The sequence below is a fragment of the Neobacillus sp. SAB-20_R2A genome, from assembly GCF_049568635.1.
Lineage (GTDB): Bacteria > Bacillota > Bacilli > Bacillales > Cytobacillaceae > Neobacillus > Neobacillus citreus.
Genome location: NZ_CP145895.1, coordinates 811,254 through 826,519 on the forward strand (window position 1 = coordinate 811,254; position 15,266 = coordinate 826,519).

Annotated in this window: 17 protein-coding genes; 9 read left to right on the forward strand and 8 right to left on the reverse strand. The window is 40.6% G+C overall.

What is annotated here, in order from left to right; translation table 11 throughout:
* Positions 1–151: 151 nt before the first annotated feature.
* Both V5M37_RS03990 and V5M37_RS03995 read right to left on the reverse strand, forming a co-directional pair.
* Positions 152–1,168, reverse strand: a complete 1,017-nt coding sequence (locus V5M37_RS03990; protein ID WP_423800863.1) for a DUF3231 family protein — start codon at positions 1,166–1,168, stop codon at positions 152–154.
* Positions 1,169–1,448: 280 nt separating this feature from the next.
* Positions 1,449–1,673 carry a hypothetical protein gene (locus V5M37_RS03995; RefSeq protein WP_423800864.1) on the reverse strand — a complete coding sequence of 75 codons (225 nt, stop codon included), beginning with the start codon at positions 1,671–1,673 and terminating at the stop codon, positions 1,449–1,451.
* Positions 1,674–2,056: 383 nt separating this feature from the next.
* Between V5M37_RS03995 and V5M37_RS04000 the strand changes: the two genes are divergently transcribed.
* The 3 genes from V5M37_RS04000 (at position 2,057) to V5M37_RS04010 (ending at position 5,021) form a co-directional block, all read left to right on the forward strand.
* Positions 2,057–3,517 carry a sensor histidine kinase gene (locus V5M37_RS04000; protein WP_423800865.1) on the forward strand — a complete coding sequence of 487 codons (1,461 nt, stop codon included), beginning with the start codon at positions 2,057–2,059 and terminating at the stop codon, positions 3,515–3,517.
* Entirely contained in the window at positions 3,495–4,187 is a 693-nt protein-coding gene (locus V5M37_RS04005) for a response regulator transcription factor (RefSeq protein WP_423800866.1), read from the forward strand. The genes V5M37_RS04000 and V5M37_RS04005 overlap by 23 nt, the downstream gene beginning before the upstream one ends.
* Positions 4,188–4,397: 210 nt before the next feature.
* On the forward strand, positions 4,398–5,021 hold the full coding sequence (locus tag V5M37_RS04010; protein ID WP_423800867.1) for a DUF2306 domain-containing protein: 624 nt from the start codon (positions 4,398–4,400) through the stop codon (positions 5,019–5,021).
* A gap of 95 nt (positions 5,022–5,116) precedes the next feature.
* Here V5M37_RS04010 and V5M37_RS04015 read toward each other — a convergent pair whose 3' ends face one another.
* Entirely contained in the window at positions 5,117–5,575 is a 459-nt protein-coding gene (locus tag V5M37_RS04015; protein WP_423800868.1) for a CBO0543 family protein, read from the reverse strand.
* Positions 5,572–6,069 carry a CBO0543 family protein gene (locus tag V5M37_RS04020; RefSeq protein ID WP_423800869.1) on the reverse strand — a complete coding sequence of 166 codons (498 nt, stop codon included), beginning with the start codon at positions 6,067–6,069 and terminating at the stop codon, positions 5,572–5,574. Before V5M37_RS04020 ends, V5M37_RS04015 begins: the two co-directional genes overlap by 4 nt.
* 267 nt (positions 6,070–6,336) lie before the next feature.
* Here V5M37_RS04020 and V5M37_RS04025 point away from each other — a divergent pair, with 267 nt between their 5' ends.
* Positions 6,337–7,326 carry a hypothetical protein gene (locus V5M37_RS04025; protein ID WP_423800870.1) on the forward strand — a complete coding sequence of 330 codons (990 nt, stop codon included), beginning with the start codon at positions 6,337–6,339 and terminating at the stop codon, positions 7,324–7,326.
* A gap of 74 nt (positions 7,327–7,400) precedes the next feature.
* On the opposite strand, the gene V5M37_RS04030 is transcribed toward V5M37_RS04025, so the two are convergent.
* Together V5M37_RS04030 and V5M37_RS04035 are read right to left on the reverse strand one after the other, a co-directional pair.
* On the reverse strand, positions 7,401–8,423 hold the full coding sequence (locus tag V5M37_RS04030; RefSeq protein WP_423800871.1) for a DUF4179 domain-containing protein: 1,023 nt from the start codon (positions 8,421–8,423) through the stop codon (positions 7,401–7,403).
* The gene (locus tag V5M37_RS04035; protein ID WP_423800872.1) at positions 8,420–8,989 is read right to left on the reverse strand and encodes a sigma-70 family RNA polymerase sigma factor; all 570 of its coding nucleotides are present in this window, start codon (positions 8,987–8,989) and stop codon (positions 8,420–8,422) included. The genes V5M37_RS04030 and V5M37_RS04035 overlap by 4 nt, the downstream gene beginning before the upstream one ends.
* 340 nt (positions 8,990–9,329) lie before the next feature.
* Here V5M37_RS04035 and V5M37_RS04040 point away from each other — a divergent pair, with 340 nt between their 5' ends.
* The 3 genes from V5M37_RS04040 (at position 9,330) to V5M37_RS04050 (ending at position 11,408) form a co-directional block, all read left to right on the forward strand.
* Positions 9,330–9,668, forward strand: a complete 339-nt coding sequence (locus tag V5M37_RS04040) for a PadR family transcriptional regulator (RefSeq protein ID WP_423800873.1) — start codon at positions 9,330–9,332, stop codon at positions 9,666–9,668.
* The gene (locus V5M37_RS04045) at positions 9,658–10,335 is read left to right on the forward strand and encodes a DUF1129 family protein (protein WP_423800874.1); all 678 of its coding nucleotides are present in this window, start codon (positions 9,658–9,660) and stop codon (positions 10,333–10,335) included. The genes V5M37_RS04040 and V5M37_RS04045 overlap by 11 nt, the downstream gene beginning before the upstream one ends.
* Positions 10,336–10,490: 155 nt before the next feature.
* Positions 10,491–11,408: a ketopantoate reductase family protein gene (locus V5M37_RS04050; protein ID WP_423802568.1), complete on the forward strand. Its 918-nt coding sequence runs from the start codon at positions 10,491–10,493 to the stop codon at positions 11,406–11,408.
* 136 nt (positions 11,409–11,544) lie between these two features.
* Here the strand turns inward: V5M37_RS04050 and V5M37_RS04055 are convergent, their stop codons facing one another.
* Both V5M37_RS04055 and V5M37_RS04060 read right to left on the reverse strand, forming a co-directional pair.
* On the reverse strand, positions 11,545–12,528 hold the full coding sequence (locus V5M37_RS04055) for a DUF3231 family protein (RefSeq protein WP_423800875.1): 984 nt from the start codon (positions 12,526–12,528) through the stop codon (positions 11,545–11,547).
* A gap of 280 nt (positions 12,529–12,808) precedes the next feature.
* Positions 12,809–13,111, reverse strand: coding sequence for a winged helix-turn-helix transcriptional regulator (locus V5M37_RS04060; protein WP_277398168.1), 303 nt, complete (start codon positions 13,109–13,111; stop codon positions 12,809–12,811).
* 196 nt (positions 13,112–13,307) lie between these two features.
* Between V5M37_RS04060 and V5M37_RS04065 the strand changes: the two genes are divergently transcribed.
* Positions 13,308–14,156, forward strand: a complete 849-nt coding sequence (locus V5M37_RS04065; RefSeq protein ID WP_423800876.1) for a VOC family protein — start codon at positions 13,308–13,310, stop codon at positions 14,154–14,156.
* Between the two features lie 35 nt (positions 14,157–14,191).
* The gene (locus V5M37_RS04070) at positions 14,192–15,256 is read left to right on the forward strand and encodes an LLM class flavin-dependent oxidoreductase (protein ID WP_423800877.1); all 1,065 of its coding nucleotides are present in this window, start codon (positions 14,192–14,194) and stop codon (positions 15,254–15,256) included.
* Positions 15,257–15,266: the final 10 nt, after the last annotated feature.

Sequence of the window (15,266 nt, forward strand, 5' to 3'; positions counted from 1 at the left end):
ATTTCCCCAAAACACCCTGATATATGTAGCAGATGTAAAGACAGATGCAAAAAACAGGGGTCAGCTTAGTTAGAGAAAAGGAAATTCAGTTAATTTTTAATATTAATAAAAGCATTTTAATATGATAGAACGCAAATTTTACCGACTCAGATCAGGAATCTTGCATCAGATGATTTCTGTCAATCGCTTCAGGTTGTTTTTCTAACCATCCATGTTTAACCATAATATTGTATGAAATTGCACCAGCCTCCAAAGCGTGAGTAAATACTTTGGTATAGTTTACGAGTATATCCGACCTAAAGCTCGAACCTAATGATGCACCATAATAAGTAAGAGCTGCATTTACTAAAAATCCTGCGTGAAACATGATCAATTTGTCAGAAAATGGACTTACAGTGGAATCGGTAATTTCTCCATCCCATTTCTCAGGTATTGGCAAATGATCCTCTTGCAATATAGTGTCAAAGCTTTTAGCATCTTTTCCTGCTAATTTAACGTTTTTCAGCATGAAATTACGAACATCTTCCCGCACTGCCACCTGACTAAATGCCAAACTTAATGAACTGATAAATCCAGTTTTCGTTGAATTAAAGAAAAGGGTGCTGATTTCCGAACTGTTTAATGGCCGTTTGTCGCCAATTAAATTAGAAATGAATCCTGGTGATTCTATGAACTCCGCCCCATGAGGTGAAGGTATGGAGGGGACACTTGAATATTTCGGCTCATTTTTAGCCAATTTCACTATTTTTTGGAATAATTTCTTAGATTCTTCCGCACATTCAAAAAAATAATTTTGAATGTCTTCTCGTTCTGTATTCGTAATCGCTAAGCTATAAGCGGTTAACCCATGAATTGTCATAATATAGGAGTAAAATAGTAAAAATTGATCGGAAAACAGACGTGGGGCATTAATATTCACGTCATTCTCTGTAAATCCGATTGGGACTTGGAAATTTGCACTTTTCAAGAATTCGGTGATTTTTGTAATATGACCCTCAGCTAACTGTAAAGAGAATTCTAAGATGGGTTTAATCCCATTATTTTCAACAATTTTAAGAAAATATTTGTAGACACAAACCGCCATACTATCGCCCATATACTGAAGCCAAAGAGCGGATACTTCTGCTGCGGTTAATTTATTTGCCGATTTCTGCTTAAAAATCCCCAAAAAAATACCTCCAGTTTTTCCATTTATTATTCTGAGATTATTTTATGGTATTGATTATGAAGTATACGGCTAAATTGAAGTTGATGCATGGGGACGGTTCTTTTGCCTCATTCCAAGGTCCAGTTTAGTTTCGTTTCCGGTGATGATCCAGCATTATTGGTGAATAATCAAAAAACCTCAGTTCCAGACAACCGAACTGAAGTTTTTTGTAGTGGCCGGGCTTGTCAGCTTTTATAAAAAAAGACAACTGTAGCCTCCATTTAATGAACTATACCAACGCTTACTTCTGTTTCCCGCTCAAGAAATCCTTCAGCTTTGTGTATTCTTCGATCCTGATTTCTCCCGAGGCCAATCTCTTATCTAAAATAAGCAGGGGATCATGATGATGCCTGTCTTGATAACAGAAACCTCTTTTCCCTCGCCATAATCTGAAATTGGCAAAAATCAATCCAAGTAATAATAAAAAGAAGATAAAACCAAATGGGTGAAAATAGCCCCAATGCATAAACATCGTCTCCTTTTGCTAAATTCATTACATTTTCAGAATACATCCCGTTTCTAATCAAACTCTGAACAAAACCTAAAATATTGATAAAAAGTTCTGTGAAAAATTGGAATGTAGATATCCAAAAAGCTTTATCAAATAGTATTTAAGGTACCTTTTTTGAATTTTATACTTTTTTTAGAATTGGTTTAGAAGTGTTTTAGACATATGGAGTAGGATGAATTATAGAAAGCTTCGGCAAGATGAATTTGCAGGTGTATAGAATCGGGGGAAGTTTTTCGAGGACTTGTGAAACTTATCAATACGTTCCTACTCCTGTTATCATAATGTTTAAAGCCGGCTTGATTTTGTTTGAGAAAAAACAGCTCTAAGGAGATTTGCCCATGTCCATCAAGATGAGACTACTGCTTTCCTATATCGCGATGACCTTTATTCCCATCGTCTTGTTTGCTTTGATTGCAACTGCACTGTTCTCAGCTTTCTACATGGCGGGAACCGGGGGAAGGAAGGGGATGCCGGCCTTTTGGGAGGAGTCTGCTCAGCGCCGCGACCTGATTGCCGGGGTGAAATTTATGGCTCAAACAGAACCTGAGCATTTCATGGACCGTGACTTTTTGAAAAAAACAGACGAACAATTGAATCGTTTGCAGACGGGATTCGTGGTCTTAAAAAATAATCGTGTATCCTTCACATCTCCTTTCGTGGAAAACCTTGAACTTAAACAGCCGATCCAAGATATGCAAACGAGCTGGACCCAAAATCGTTGGGGAAAGGGCCGTTTTTCAGTCGAAAAGTACAATATCGATTTCAGTGATGGAACTTCTGGGACGGTATATTTCGTTTCCGATTTGAAATCGTTTTTCGCCGAAGCTAGAAAGTTTTTTCCATTGCTTTTTCTATCGCTGTTATTGGTCATTGGGCTAACGAACGGATTCCTTACCTATTTAGTTTCTCGCAGTTTTATCCAACCATTGTACTTGTTAAAAAAAGCTGCGAATCATTTTAAGGAAGGAAACTTGGATCATGAAGTTAAGTTAAAACGAAAAGACGAAATAGGGGAGTTGGGGGCGGCGTTTGAAGAAATGCGGGCCCGCTTGCATGAATCCATCCATCTCCAGCTGCAATACGAAGAGAACCGCAAAGAACTCATCTCTAATATTTCGCATGACTTAAAGACACCGATTACTGGGATTAAGGCATGTGTTCAGGGCATCCAAGAGGGCATCGCGGATACTGCCGCAAAACAGGATAAATATATGAAGATGATTGCCAAAAAAGCCGAAGATATGGATGCTTTGATAGATGAATTAATGTTGTATTCCAAGCTGGATTTAAATCGGCTGCCGTTTCATATGGAACCTTTGGACATTCGTTTGTTCTTACGGGATTATGTTAAAGAGCTGCATATCGACCCGCGAATGAAAGGCATCAAGCTTATGTTTTCCACATCAAGTGATAATCCAGTTCCTGTGATGGCCGACCGTGAAAAGTTGAGCAGGGTGATGGTGAATATTATCGGAAACAGCCTGAAATATATGGATAAACAAGAAAAGGAAATCCTAGTGGAATTGATAGCGGATCATGAGAAAGCAACAGTCCATATTCAGGATAACGGACCGGGAGTGGACTCCGAAGCACAGCAGCATATTTTTGACCGTTTTTACCGAGCAGACCCGTCAAGGAATACAGAAACGGGAGGGTCAGGCCTTGGACTTGCGATTGTCAAACAGATCATTGAAGGACAAGGTGGAAAGGTTTGGGCGGAAAGTCAATTAGGTGAAGGAACCGGCATTTATTTTACGCTAATGAGGGTGAAGACGATTGAAACGAATTCTGATCATTGAGGACGACGAGGTCATTGTTGAAGTAGAAAAAGATTATTTGGAGGCAAGCGGGTTCGACGTGGAAATTGCCACAAGCGGAGATTCCGGTCTTAAAAAGGCACTTGAAGAGGAGTATGACCTCATCATCCTCGATCTCATGCTTCCAAATACGGACGGATTTGAAATCTGCCGGCAAGTCCGCCGGGAGAAAAACATTCCCATCTTAATGCTTTCTGCCAAAAAGGAAGAAATCGATAAAATCCGTGGTCTCGGACTTGGTGCAGACGATTATATGACCAAACCATTCAGCGTCGGCGAGCTGGTCGCCCGGGTCAAGGCGCATCTTGCTAGATACGACCGATTAATGACAGATAATCTGATGAGACAAAAGGACGAAATCCGTATCCGAGGGATTCGCATTGATAAGCTGTCCCGTAAGGTATTTTTGAATGAAAAAGAAGTCTCGTTTACCTCGAAAGAGTACGACCTGCTCTTGTTTCTGGCGATGCACCCGAACAGGGTTTTCAGCAAAGACGAATTGTTTGAAAAAATATGGGGCCTGGATTCTATGGGTGATAACGCCACGGTAACCGTGTTTATCGGCAAACTCCGCGAAAAAATCGAACCGAACCCATCCAAGCCGCAATATATCGAAACCATCTGGGGCGTCGGATACCGGTTTAATGTTTAAATGATGCATGGGGACGGTTCTCATGCATCATTTTGGCCCCTTTCAGTGATGCATGGGGACGTTTCTTATGCATCATTTTGGTCGTTTTTCTATTAGAAGTTTTGAGTGATATTATTTTTATACTTTTTTTAGATTTCGTTTAGAATCCATTTAGACACACCCGTTACCATTACTACAGGAGAAGGTAACAAAATTGGAGTGTGAATTAGATTGAAACCTAAAAAAAGCTGGTGGATTTTAGCCATTTTATCATTGGGAGTCATCATTCCCTTTACGGCTCCCTATTTGACACTTGATCCCGCAAATAGTCGTGTATCTTTCACAGCGGCGGCCATACAATTTCCTTTATTAGTTGCTCATATTATTACAGCATGTGTTGCACTGCTATCGGGCTTTTTTCAATTTCTGGAGCCGATTCGAATAAAGGCACCTAAGGTCCATCGTTATCTTGGAAGAGTTTATGTAGGCAGTGTTTTCATTAGCGCGGTTCTCGCATTGGTATACACCTTTTACGTTGAGGATTTTTCAAAAGCGACTTCCTTCCTAGTATTAACACTTCTATGGTTCTTTACTTGCTGGAAAGGCTATCGAACCGCTGTGAGAAAAGACTTTGACGAACATCGTAAATGGATGATTCGCAGTTTTGGCGTCACACTAGTAGCAGTAAGCGGTCGACTTGTGGTGCCGGTATTGCTATTATCCTATTGCATTTTAAACGGCTTCTCTCTTCCGGAAGGCAGGGTGGCAATGGTGGAAAAGGTGCTGAATGTGAATATATGGGTCGGCCTCATTGTTAACTTCATCATTATTGAGTGGGGGATACTCAAGGAATGATAGATGATGCATGGGGCTTCCGCACAGCTCCATGCACCCATCATGGAATCTGGACCGGCACCCGCAGAATGAGGCAAGAGAACCGTCCCCGTGCATCATTTTGCAAAGAACCAGCGACAAAATAATCGCGATATAAAGAATGAAAGGCAAATGGAAATCCAAGAAATATACCAGGACCAGTGTATGTATGTTATGAGGTCGGTGTATTTTTCGATAATAATTTCGCCGATCGTCAACACGGAGGTAAAGCCTACATAATAAGCCAATTGGAAAAGAGTACTTCGGTTATTGGGATACCAAACGTTAAAGGCGGCACATACGACTGGAAAAGCAAAGTACTCATATGTGAAGCTCGTCCGATTGACAGAAGGGAATACTCGAACAGGATATTCAAGCAGTCCGTGCTCTACGACTACTAAACCTATAAGAAAGGTAATAACCTGTTTGAACAATATAGCCACTACTGCAAGGCGAGATTTATTTTTCGGTATGAAGAAAAGAGTGCCAGTCGCCACAACATAGACCGATAATAAGAGCCACCATTCCATTCTCATCGGATATCCCGCCGTTCTGCTTGAAACAAAGCTTTGTCCTTATAGAACCAATTGCACAAGACTTGACTCACGTAAAAGAGAAACCAAATGTAAATCCACATCCCCCACCAAGTCAACCTTTTATATTCTAATAAATCAGTAAATCTCTCGAGAGTAATATCAAACAACGTGATGGCAGAGACCCAAACCAAATAGTATGTAAATCTGGGCCATCGGCTGCCCTTTACATTCTTATGCACGTAATAGATGGAAAACAAAACGGGATAAAACCAATAATCGATTGTAATCGGGAGATGGCTCGCTTTAGGGAACTCCCGAACAGGCGCACTTAACAAACCAAGTTGAAACGAAGGCATATCGCAAAGCCAGATGATGGCTTGAAACATCATGTAGGCCAAGATTCCCTTGCGCCAATCTTTTCGTGGAATAAACAAAAGAAAGCCAGCAAAGCCGAACAGCCACATTGCAGTCAAGATCAAACGCTCCATCTGCATGTCTAAGAAACTCCATCTCTCGTGTAGGATAATTTTAGAATGATGCACGGGGACGGTTCTTATGCATCATTTCAAGGTCATTCACTAAATAGAAACCCTGATTCGGTATCGCAGGATGAGGCAAGAGAACCGTCCCTATGCATCAACAAGGATTGTTAAGTTTGAGTAAATTTTCTGAAAAAACCTTAAAAATTATATTTCGATTGTTTATAATTTTTATAGGTTAGGAAATTTTTCCAAACGGAACATCCACGAGGGGGGAATGGAATGACTGCGGGGGTTATTATAACAGGGGTAATAGTCGTAGGAGTTATCGGGCTATATATTTCGTCGGCGGGCAAAAGGCGGCCAAAATTAGCCAAGGAGAATATCCCGGCCAACTTAGGTGTGCTAAGTCATGTCCCGATACAGCCTTTGATTGATCAATTAAACACCGCACTAGACGATGAATACATACAGCAGGTAAAACAGCGCTTTTTAAAGGATTTTCCGAATCGAAGTGAAGATGAGTTTGAATGGCTGCTGTTTGAATTAAAACGGTATTTCATCGTTGCCAACATCCTAAAGAAGGCGCCGATGTTTAGTGAGGATGTCGATGAAATCTGGCATGAAATGATTCTTTTCACAAAAAATTATCAGGCGTTTTCCGAGAAATTCTTAGGAAAAATGCTGCACCATACACCCAACACCAATCCTGAACCGGCACCTCAGGAAAGAGCCTTTTTTGACTGGATTTTTTCTCAGCTGTTTGAAATTACTCAGTTCAGCTGGAAAACATGGGGGAGTTTTTTCAAGTACCCAATGGAGGGAGGACTCCTAAAAGAATTTAAGGAAAACAGTACGGAAGCCTTGATAGAAAAATATTTTCAGCGGAGCGAGGAAAACAATGACGTCCTTGAATTTTTGGTTAATCGGCTGAAAAAGCAATTAAGCGAAGCTGAAAATATGTATCGTGCTAACCCGAAAGGTTCCTTTTCGAAACAGCGGACATATGGCGATATGGCTCCACTCGCGCTGGGGATGGTTTTTTTCTCGTGTTTTTATTTTGATCATTATTGGGACTACATGAGAGCGTTTGCCTTTGCTGAAGCGGCAAAATATACAAGTGGCTGTTCTACAGCTGTTTTTTGCGGATCTGCCTCTTCGGACGACTCCGGGAATCATTCCGGGAATTGCGGCGGGGATAGCGGAGGAGGAGATAGTGGGGGGAGCAGCTGCTCATCCTGCTCGAGCTGCGGCAGCGGGTGCTCGTCTTAAGATGAAGCTTGGGTGAAGCATGGGGACGGTTCTTATGCCTCAAAAAAGTGAGGCATAAGAACCGTCCCTCTGCATCATTTTAGCTTGATAGTGATGGGATCCATTTCTTTTGTTTCTAGTCCTTTTCCTGAGCCAAGGGAATAGTAGATGACTGGTACTAATGTTAGTGATTTTGCGTTTGGATGGATGGATTTGATCGTACTGCCCCATTCAAAGGATACTCCGTTGTCACGGCTGACACCGCCGTTCCCATCGACGCTGTAGCTATTCCCTAAATCATCTTGTACATTTTTAATTTCTGCGGTTACATGCGGCCATTTTTCTAGAATACGGCGTTCCACCAGCTGTTGGTAGTGGATCACTGTCGATAAACCATTCGTTTCAATGGAAGTAATTTTAACCGAAACACCATGATTTGTAACAGATTGATTCACAAGCTTCGTTTTGTTTTCCAAAGCGGACACTTCAAAGGTGAAATGCCAATCGCCTGCAATGGATTCTTTTGTTTCTAGATTTTTGAATGCCCCCGGTTCCCAGCTGATTTCAATACGGTCAGGTTTGCTTCCACGAAATGTAGGCGTTATTTTTTCTGTGCCTACATATGTTGTGTCATTCACTTTTTTAATTGTACCAGCCGCCCCAATTGCCTCTGCTCCCTTTACATTGAATGCGGATGACATTCCAGGACTTGTTCCTAAATCTTTATCGGTTTCAATCGCATAGGAAACAGTAATCGACGATCCATCGAATACAGCATCCTCAATCATGATGGATACACCATTACTTGACTGGGTTTGTGAAATAGATGTTGCGAATTTGGAATAGTTGCTAGTATAAGAGTTTTCATCTTTAAAGTAATTCATAATATTATTCATAAATGGAATTTGGGATGCGAGTGATGGTACGGCAAAACTGGCACCAATCGCGGCCCCGAGTGCAATGGTCGCTGCCACTGCCATATATTTAAAAACCTTTATTTTCTTCTTTGCGCCCAATCCCATTACATGCTGTTTCACGCGTTTTTTTTCAATCTCACTGACTGCCACAGGTTCGATTTCATCAATATTGAGATTCGCTAACTTTTTATAGTAACTCATATTATGAATTGCTCCTTCCATTTCATATTTTCCGCTAATTTTTTCTTTCCACGATACAATCGATTATCGACTGCAGCCTTTGATAAATGAAGGGAATCGGCAATTTCACTATTACTCATCTCTAAAAAGTATTTCATAATAAAAATATCGCGATCTAGTTCAGCGAGTTTGCATAGTTCAAAAAGTAACTCATTTTTTTGTTCCCGATCTAATACGGACTTTTGTAAACTCGTAGGTGAACTAATCTGTTCAAGTTCAACGGGAGGAGCCTCGCGTGCCGTCTGTTTTTCAAAGATCCGATAGTAATCGATGGCTTTATACTTTGTGATGGTGCCAATCCATTTTTTGAAATCTGCTTCATCTCCATTAAATTGATGGCTGTTTTTCCAAACTTCTAAAAACACATCATTTATACAATCATCGACGGCATCACGTTTACCAAGCGGCTGTAATATTTTCAGTGAAATGGCTTTGACAAAGGGCATATATTCATCAATGACATACTCCAGGGCATCTTCTTTTTGCTTTTTTAAGCGTTTAATAAAATTCTCGTTAGAAACGGCCATATTATATCTCCTTCATTTTTTGAAAAAGCTTTTTCACTAACTATAACGAACCAACCATCGACAAATTCTCAACTATTTTGAATTTATTTTACAATAATGAGGCATGGGGACGGTTCTTTTGCATCAAAAGTATATTAAATCAGGTACCGAATGTGGAATTTGGGCCGGACCACGATAAAAGGTAGGAGAAGTGTCCCGTGGATGTGCTCTCTCTATGAATCAAGACTTGACCGATTACCAAAAATAGGTTATGTTAATATCGTGCTATCTTGTTTTGCAAGGTAGCTAAATTAATACGCGGTATCTTGCATTACAATATAGTGATAAGGACGAAACGTTTATGTCTCTAAGAAGCCAATTATTAAAAGGGATTTTAGAAGGATGTATTTTATCAATTATTGAAAAAGAAACGGTTTATGGATATGAACTATCACAGAAACTTCAACAATTTGGCTTGAATGATGTAAGTGAAGGATCCATTTATCCCATTTTGCTTCGGCTCCAAAAGGAGGGGTTAATTAAAGGTGAAATGCGCGCCTCCCCAACAGGTCCTAAACGGAAATACTACCAACTTACTATTCAAGGGGAAAAGGCAATAGCTGAATTTCGAGAGGAATGGGAAAATATTCAGAAACCTGTAGATCAATTGTTAAATAGGGGGTTTATGGATGGACGCTAAAGAGTTGATTGAACTAAATAATCGAAAACGAAAAGAATTGACGAAAGAAAATGAAGAATATTACGGTAATATGCTCGTTTATATTCGAGCGAGTATGGCCGTTTCGGAGCAGCAATCAGAAGAATTATTAATGGAGCTTTTAGATCATATCATTGAGGCACAGAAAGAAGGAAAACGAGCTGTGGATATATTTGGAGAGAATCCATCTGCTTACTGTGATGAAATGATCAAGCAGTTACCTAAAGAACCGGGGAAAAGCACAGCCTATTTTATAGTCTTTTTGTTAGTGAAGCTGGCAGGCTTATTAGCTGTAGTGAATGGGATAGGAGACATTATTATCCACTATTTTAAAAATAGCGATCAGACAGTGTATGTCGGGACAGCCATTGTTACGTTTATAATCGTTGCTTGTATCATTTTCCTTGATGTGGTTCTAATCTTAAAATGGCTGCGACAATCTATTTACAAAGTATCCAATAAAGTGAAAGATTTTGCCTTATTATCTTTCATTATGACACTATCCATACTCGGTATGGTTTTTCTCCCTAGACTTATTCCTAACTTTGGATATGTAATAGAAGTTGGAGGCTTTCTATACCTAATTGTCGGAGTCGCTGCACTCAGCATCTCCAAATGGTTAGACCGCAAATATTGTATTACAAAATAAATTGAGGCAAGGGGACGGTTCTTGTGCATCAATTCAGTGGGTTTCGTTCGGAAGTATATTGCAACATATACCGAATGCGGACCTTGGGTCGGATCGCGGAATGAGGCAGCAGAACCGTCCCCATGCATCATAATGAGAAAGGAATTAAGGCTGTCATGGAAATAAAAAAGGTATCGATTATTGGATTAGGGGCTTTAGGGATTTTGTTTGGCCATCATTTGACCAAGAAAATGCCAAAGAATGAATTAAGGATTATTGCCGATCAGGATCGAATTGTGAGATATCAAACTGACGGGGTTTATTGTAATGGTGAACGCTGTGAATTCCAGTATGTAACACCTGAGGAAAAATGCGAACCTGCCGATTTATTGATTTTTGCAGTGAAATACGATGGGTTGGAAGCTTCAATCCAAGCTACAAGAAATCATGTCGGAGAAAACACCATCATTTTATCACTGCTAAATGGCATCAGCAGTGAGGCTGTTATTGGCAAAGCGTTTGGGATGGATAAAATCCTATATAGTGTCGCACAAGGTATGGACGCCGTAAAAGTTGGAAATGAGCTAACGTATGCCAATAAGGGAATGATCTGTTTTGGAGACCGGGAAATTGGGGTGTTTTCAGATAAGGTCAAGAGTGTAGCGGCATTTTTTGATAAAATGGAACTCCCTTATCAGGTAGACACAGATATGAAGAAGAGATTATGGGGCAAATTCATGCTCAATGTAGGTGTGAATCAAACGGTTGCTGTTTACAGGAGCGACTATGGTGAAATACAGCGGGAAGGACAAGCAAGAGATACGATGATTGCTGCTATGCGTGAGGTCATTGCACTGTCTGAGAAAGAAGGAGTCCATTTAACGGAGGCAGATTTAGACTATTGGTTAACCGTGCTGGGCACATTGAGTCCTGAAGGAAAACCATCAATGGCTCAAGATGTTGAAGCAAAACGATTCAGTGAAGTGGATTTATTCTCTGGCACGGTTTTGGAATTAGGGAAGAAATTTGGAATTCCGACGCCGGTCAATAAAGAGCTTTACGAGCGGATTAAATTGATGGAAAGTAAGTATTAATTAGTAAACACAGAGGGGCAGACTCCCATTACTATGAAGTAGCGGAAGTCTACCCCTTTGTTTATTGGTTTCCACTCTGGAATTTCCGAAAAAATTTGAGGCATAAGAACCGTCCCCATGCATCATGCCCCATGCATCATGAGTTACGTTCGGTAGCCATTGGAGGCTGTTCGAACCATTTTTTTTCAATCATTAGACTTAGTCCATCATCTAGGAAGGTACCCGTTTCCACGATGTAGGAGGCTAACATAGCGCTTAAATCTCTTCTTGCAACGACACTTAAGGCGTTTCCGTACCTGCTAATGGCGATTTCGACAAGAGATAGGGCTTCAAACATAATTAATTGATCTGAAAATGGCGAAGTGGAGGAGTCTGTTATTTCAGATTCATATGTAGCTAAAAAAGGCAAGTTCTCGGTTGCATTTAGAGATTGGAGTTTCTCCACGCGCTTTGCTGCTAATTCCTTCCCTCTTTTACAATACTTTTGAACCTTCGGATCTTTTGCAATTTGAGAAAATGCTATAAGCATTATTTTTGCTAACATAACTCCTCGAAGACTATAGATTAGGCTATCAATTTCGATGGCACTTACGGGGCGTTGTTCTCCCCACCAACCTGCTAGGAAGGATTGTTTTTGAACAAATTCAGACTGTTTAGGTGGGGCAATAAAGGCAGGTTGATGCTGGTACCCCTTTTTATGGATTGCTTCTGTAATGGTTTGGTACAGTTCAGTCGAATTAAAAAGGCAATTTTTTATATAGGCAAGAACTTCAGGTGTTTCAGTTTTCCCTATTGTTAATCCGTAGCCATATACTCCATATTCAGAGAGGGTCTGAAGTACGAAAAGCACCAGTTTATCAGACATTAATCTAGGTGCATCTGGAATGACATCTTTTTTAATAGTAAACCCAATTGGTTGAGGAAAACCAGCTCTTACATACAGTTCTGAACCGTCATTAACAATTTGGTGTGCTAGATCCTTAGAGCGTTGTAATATCATTTTAAGGTCTTCATCTTCCGCGTGAGGAATCCAATGCTCAAGGAAACAAAGATGTGCCTGATTCCCAATAATGTATCGCCAAATATTCGAAACCTCTCCAGCCGTTGGTTTAAACTCCATAATTCTCTCCTAAATATTCATTTTTTTCATATTGTTAAATTGAGGCAAGGGGACGGTTCTTATGCATCATTTCAGGTGTTTTGAGAAGTTTTCGCACTCACCCAGCACAAACACGGCAAAGATGGGCGGATTGCAGGATGAGGCAGAAGAACCGTCCCTATGCATCAATAAAAAGGGCAGACTCCCATTACAATTAATAGTGGAAGTCTGCCCTTTTTTATAGGTTTTGTATTCTGTTTTTCGAGAAAAATATTTGAGGCAAAAGAACCGTCCCCATGCATCACAACCAGTTTTGTGACCAGTCTTCTATGCTGTTCATGAGTGGTTTTAGTGCTTGGCCTTTGTCGGTTAGGGAATATTCGATTCGGACTGGAGTTTCTGGGAAGACTTCCCGTTTTACGATTCCCTCATTTTCCAAATCCTTTAACCTTTCTGAGAGCACTCTTCCGCTTACACCAATGGAAGATTCGATGGTGCAAAATCGCTGCGGACCAGATAAAAGTTGGTAAATAATCATACCAGTCCATCTTTGGCTCAATAATCCCATGGCCTTTTCAAAGCGAGGACAAATCGATTTATCCAATTGAATCAACTCCTTACTAATTATTATAAACATATTTAAAAATAATTAAATTCTTTTTTATAAATTAATAACTTGACACTATTAACTTATCGCAATATACTTACTTACATAAAGTAACTAACTAATAAATTGTGTTTTTAACAATAGATAGCTTCTTGGTCTTTTAGAGAAAGCTGATTAAAAGGAGGCGTTTAAAATGAATTTTCATCGTGAACCTATTACATTTGTAGGCCAAGTGAACCTAAAGGTGGAAAATTTACAACGTTCATTAGCTTTTTATCAACAAGTGATTGGTTTTAAGGTATTGGAACAAACCGAAAGGTCCGCTAGCCTTACTGCTGATGGAAAGACCGTTTTATTATCCATACAGCAACCAGAGAACATTATTCCTAAGCAGGGAAAAACGACAGGATTGTATCATTATGCTCTTCTTCTACCGAATCGTTCAGATTTGGCCAGAATCGTGCAGCATTTTGCAGAAATCGGCTTGCGGTTCGGTTCGTCCGATCATCTTGTGAGCGAAGCTCTTTATTTATCTGACCCTGATGGAAATGGAATTGAAATTTATATCGACCGCGACCCTTCCGAATGGAATTGGAAAAACGGAGAAGTAGCAATGACGGTTGACCCGTTGAATTTCTCCGACCTGCTTTCTGGCGGTAAACAGCCAGCTTGGGAAGGGCTGCCGGCGGAGACTGTGATGGGACATATCCATTTACATGTTTCCGAATTAAAAAAGACAGAAGAATTTTATATCAAAGGTCTTGGATTTGAAGTGGTAAACCGATTTGGCAGCCAGGCACTTTTCATTTCCGATGGGAAATACCATCACCATATTGGCTTAAATACCTGGAATGGCGTAGGCGCGCCTGCACCTGCTCCTAATAGTGTTGGGCTTGAAACATTTACACTCATGCTGGCAAATGAGGAAAAGAGAAATAATATAATAAATCAACTGAAGAGTATTGGAGCATCTGTTGCTGAAGAAAATGGTTCGTTCATTACTTCTGATCCTTCAGGTAACCGCATCATCCTGAAAGTATGAAAAATTTTTCATCATAACTGGAGGAATTAGCTGTTATGGGACAGGAAAGAAATACTGGAATAGAAATTGGCCTCTATACACTTGGTGATATATGCATAGATCCTAATACTGGTCAAACGATCAGTGCAGGGCAAAGAATAAAGGAAATCATGGCTGCGGCTACACTTGCCGACGAAGCCGGGCTCGATGTGTTCGGAGTGGGTGAACATCACCGCTTAGACTATGCCACGTCTGCCGTTCCGGTCGTATTGTCCGCCATTGCCCAAAAAACCAAACGAATTAAATTGACAAGTACTACGACTGTATTAAGCACAGTTGATCCTGTTCGCCTTTTTGAAGACTTTGCTACACTGGATTTGCTTTCAGAAGGAAGGGCAGAAATCATGGCAGGGCGCGGGGCATTCGTAGAATCCTTCCCTCTTTTCGGGTATGACATCAATGACTATGACGCCTTGTTCTCTGAGAATATCGATTTATTTTTAAAGCTAAATGAAAACGAGCGAATTACATGGAATGGCCACTTTCGTTCCTCTTTAAAAAATGCTGAAATTGCTCCGCGGCCTTTCCAAAACCAGATTCCCATTTGGATTGGTGTAGGGGGGACGCCTGAAAGTGCGGCCCGTGCCGGCAGGTTAGGTGTTGGGATGGCTTTGGCTATACTAGGCGGCGACCCTGTACGATTCAAGCCACTAGTAGAACTGTACCGTAATGCGGGAATTGCTGCGGGGCATGATTTGGAAAAATTAAAGGTAGGCGTTACAGGCCACGGATATATTTCAAAGACAACTCAGCAGGCCAAGGATGAATTTTACCCTTACTATTCCAACTACTGGTATCATGTAAACCGCCAGCGTGGGATGACAAGCGGAAAAATATCAAAATCAGATTTTGAACATATGACAGGTCCGGATACCGCCTTGTTTGTGGGAAGCCCGCAACAGATTGTGGAGAAAATCCTTCGACAACACGAACTTTTTGGGCATCGGCGGTTTATGGCGCAAATTGATATAGGCGGTATTCCATTTAAGAAAATAGCTGAAGGAATAGAATTGTTGGCGACAGAAGTAGCGCCAATCGTTCGAAGAGAAACAAGTAAATAAAAATTTTAGG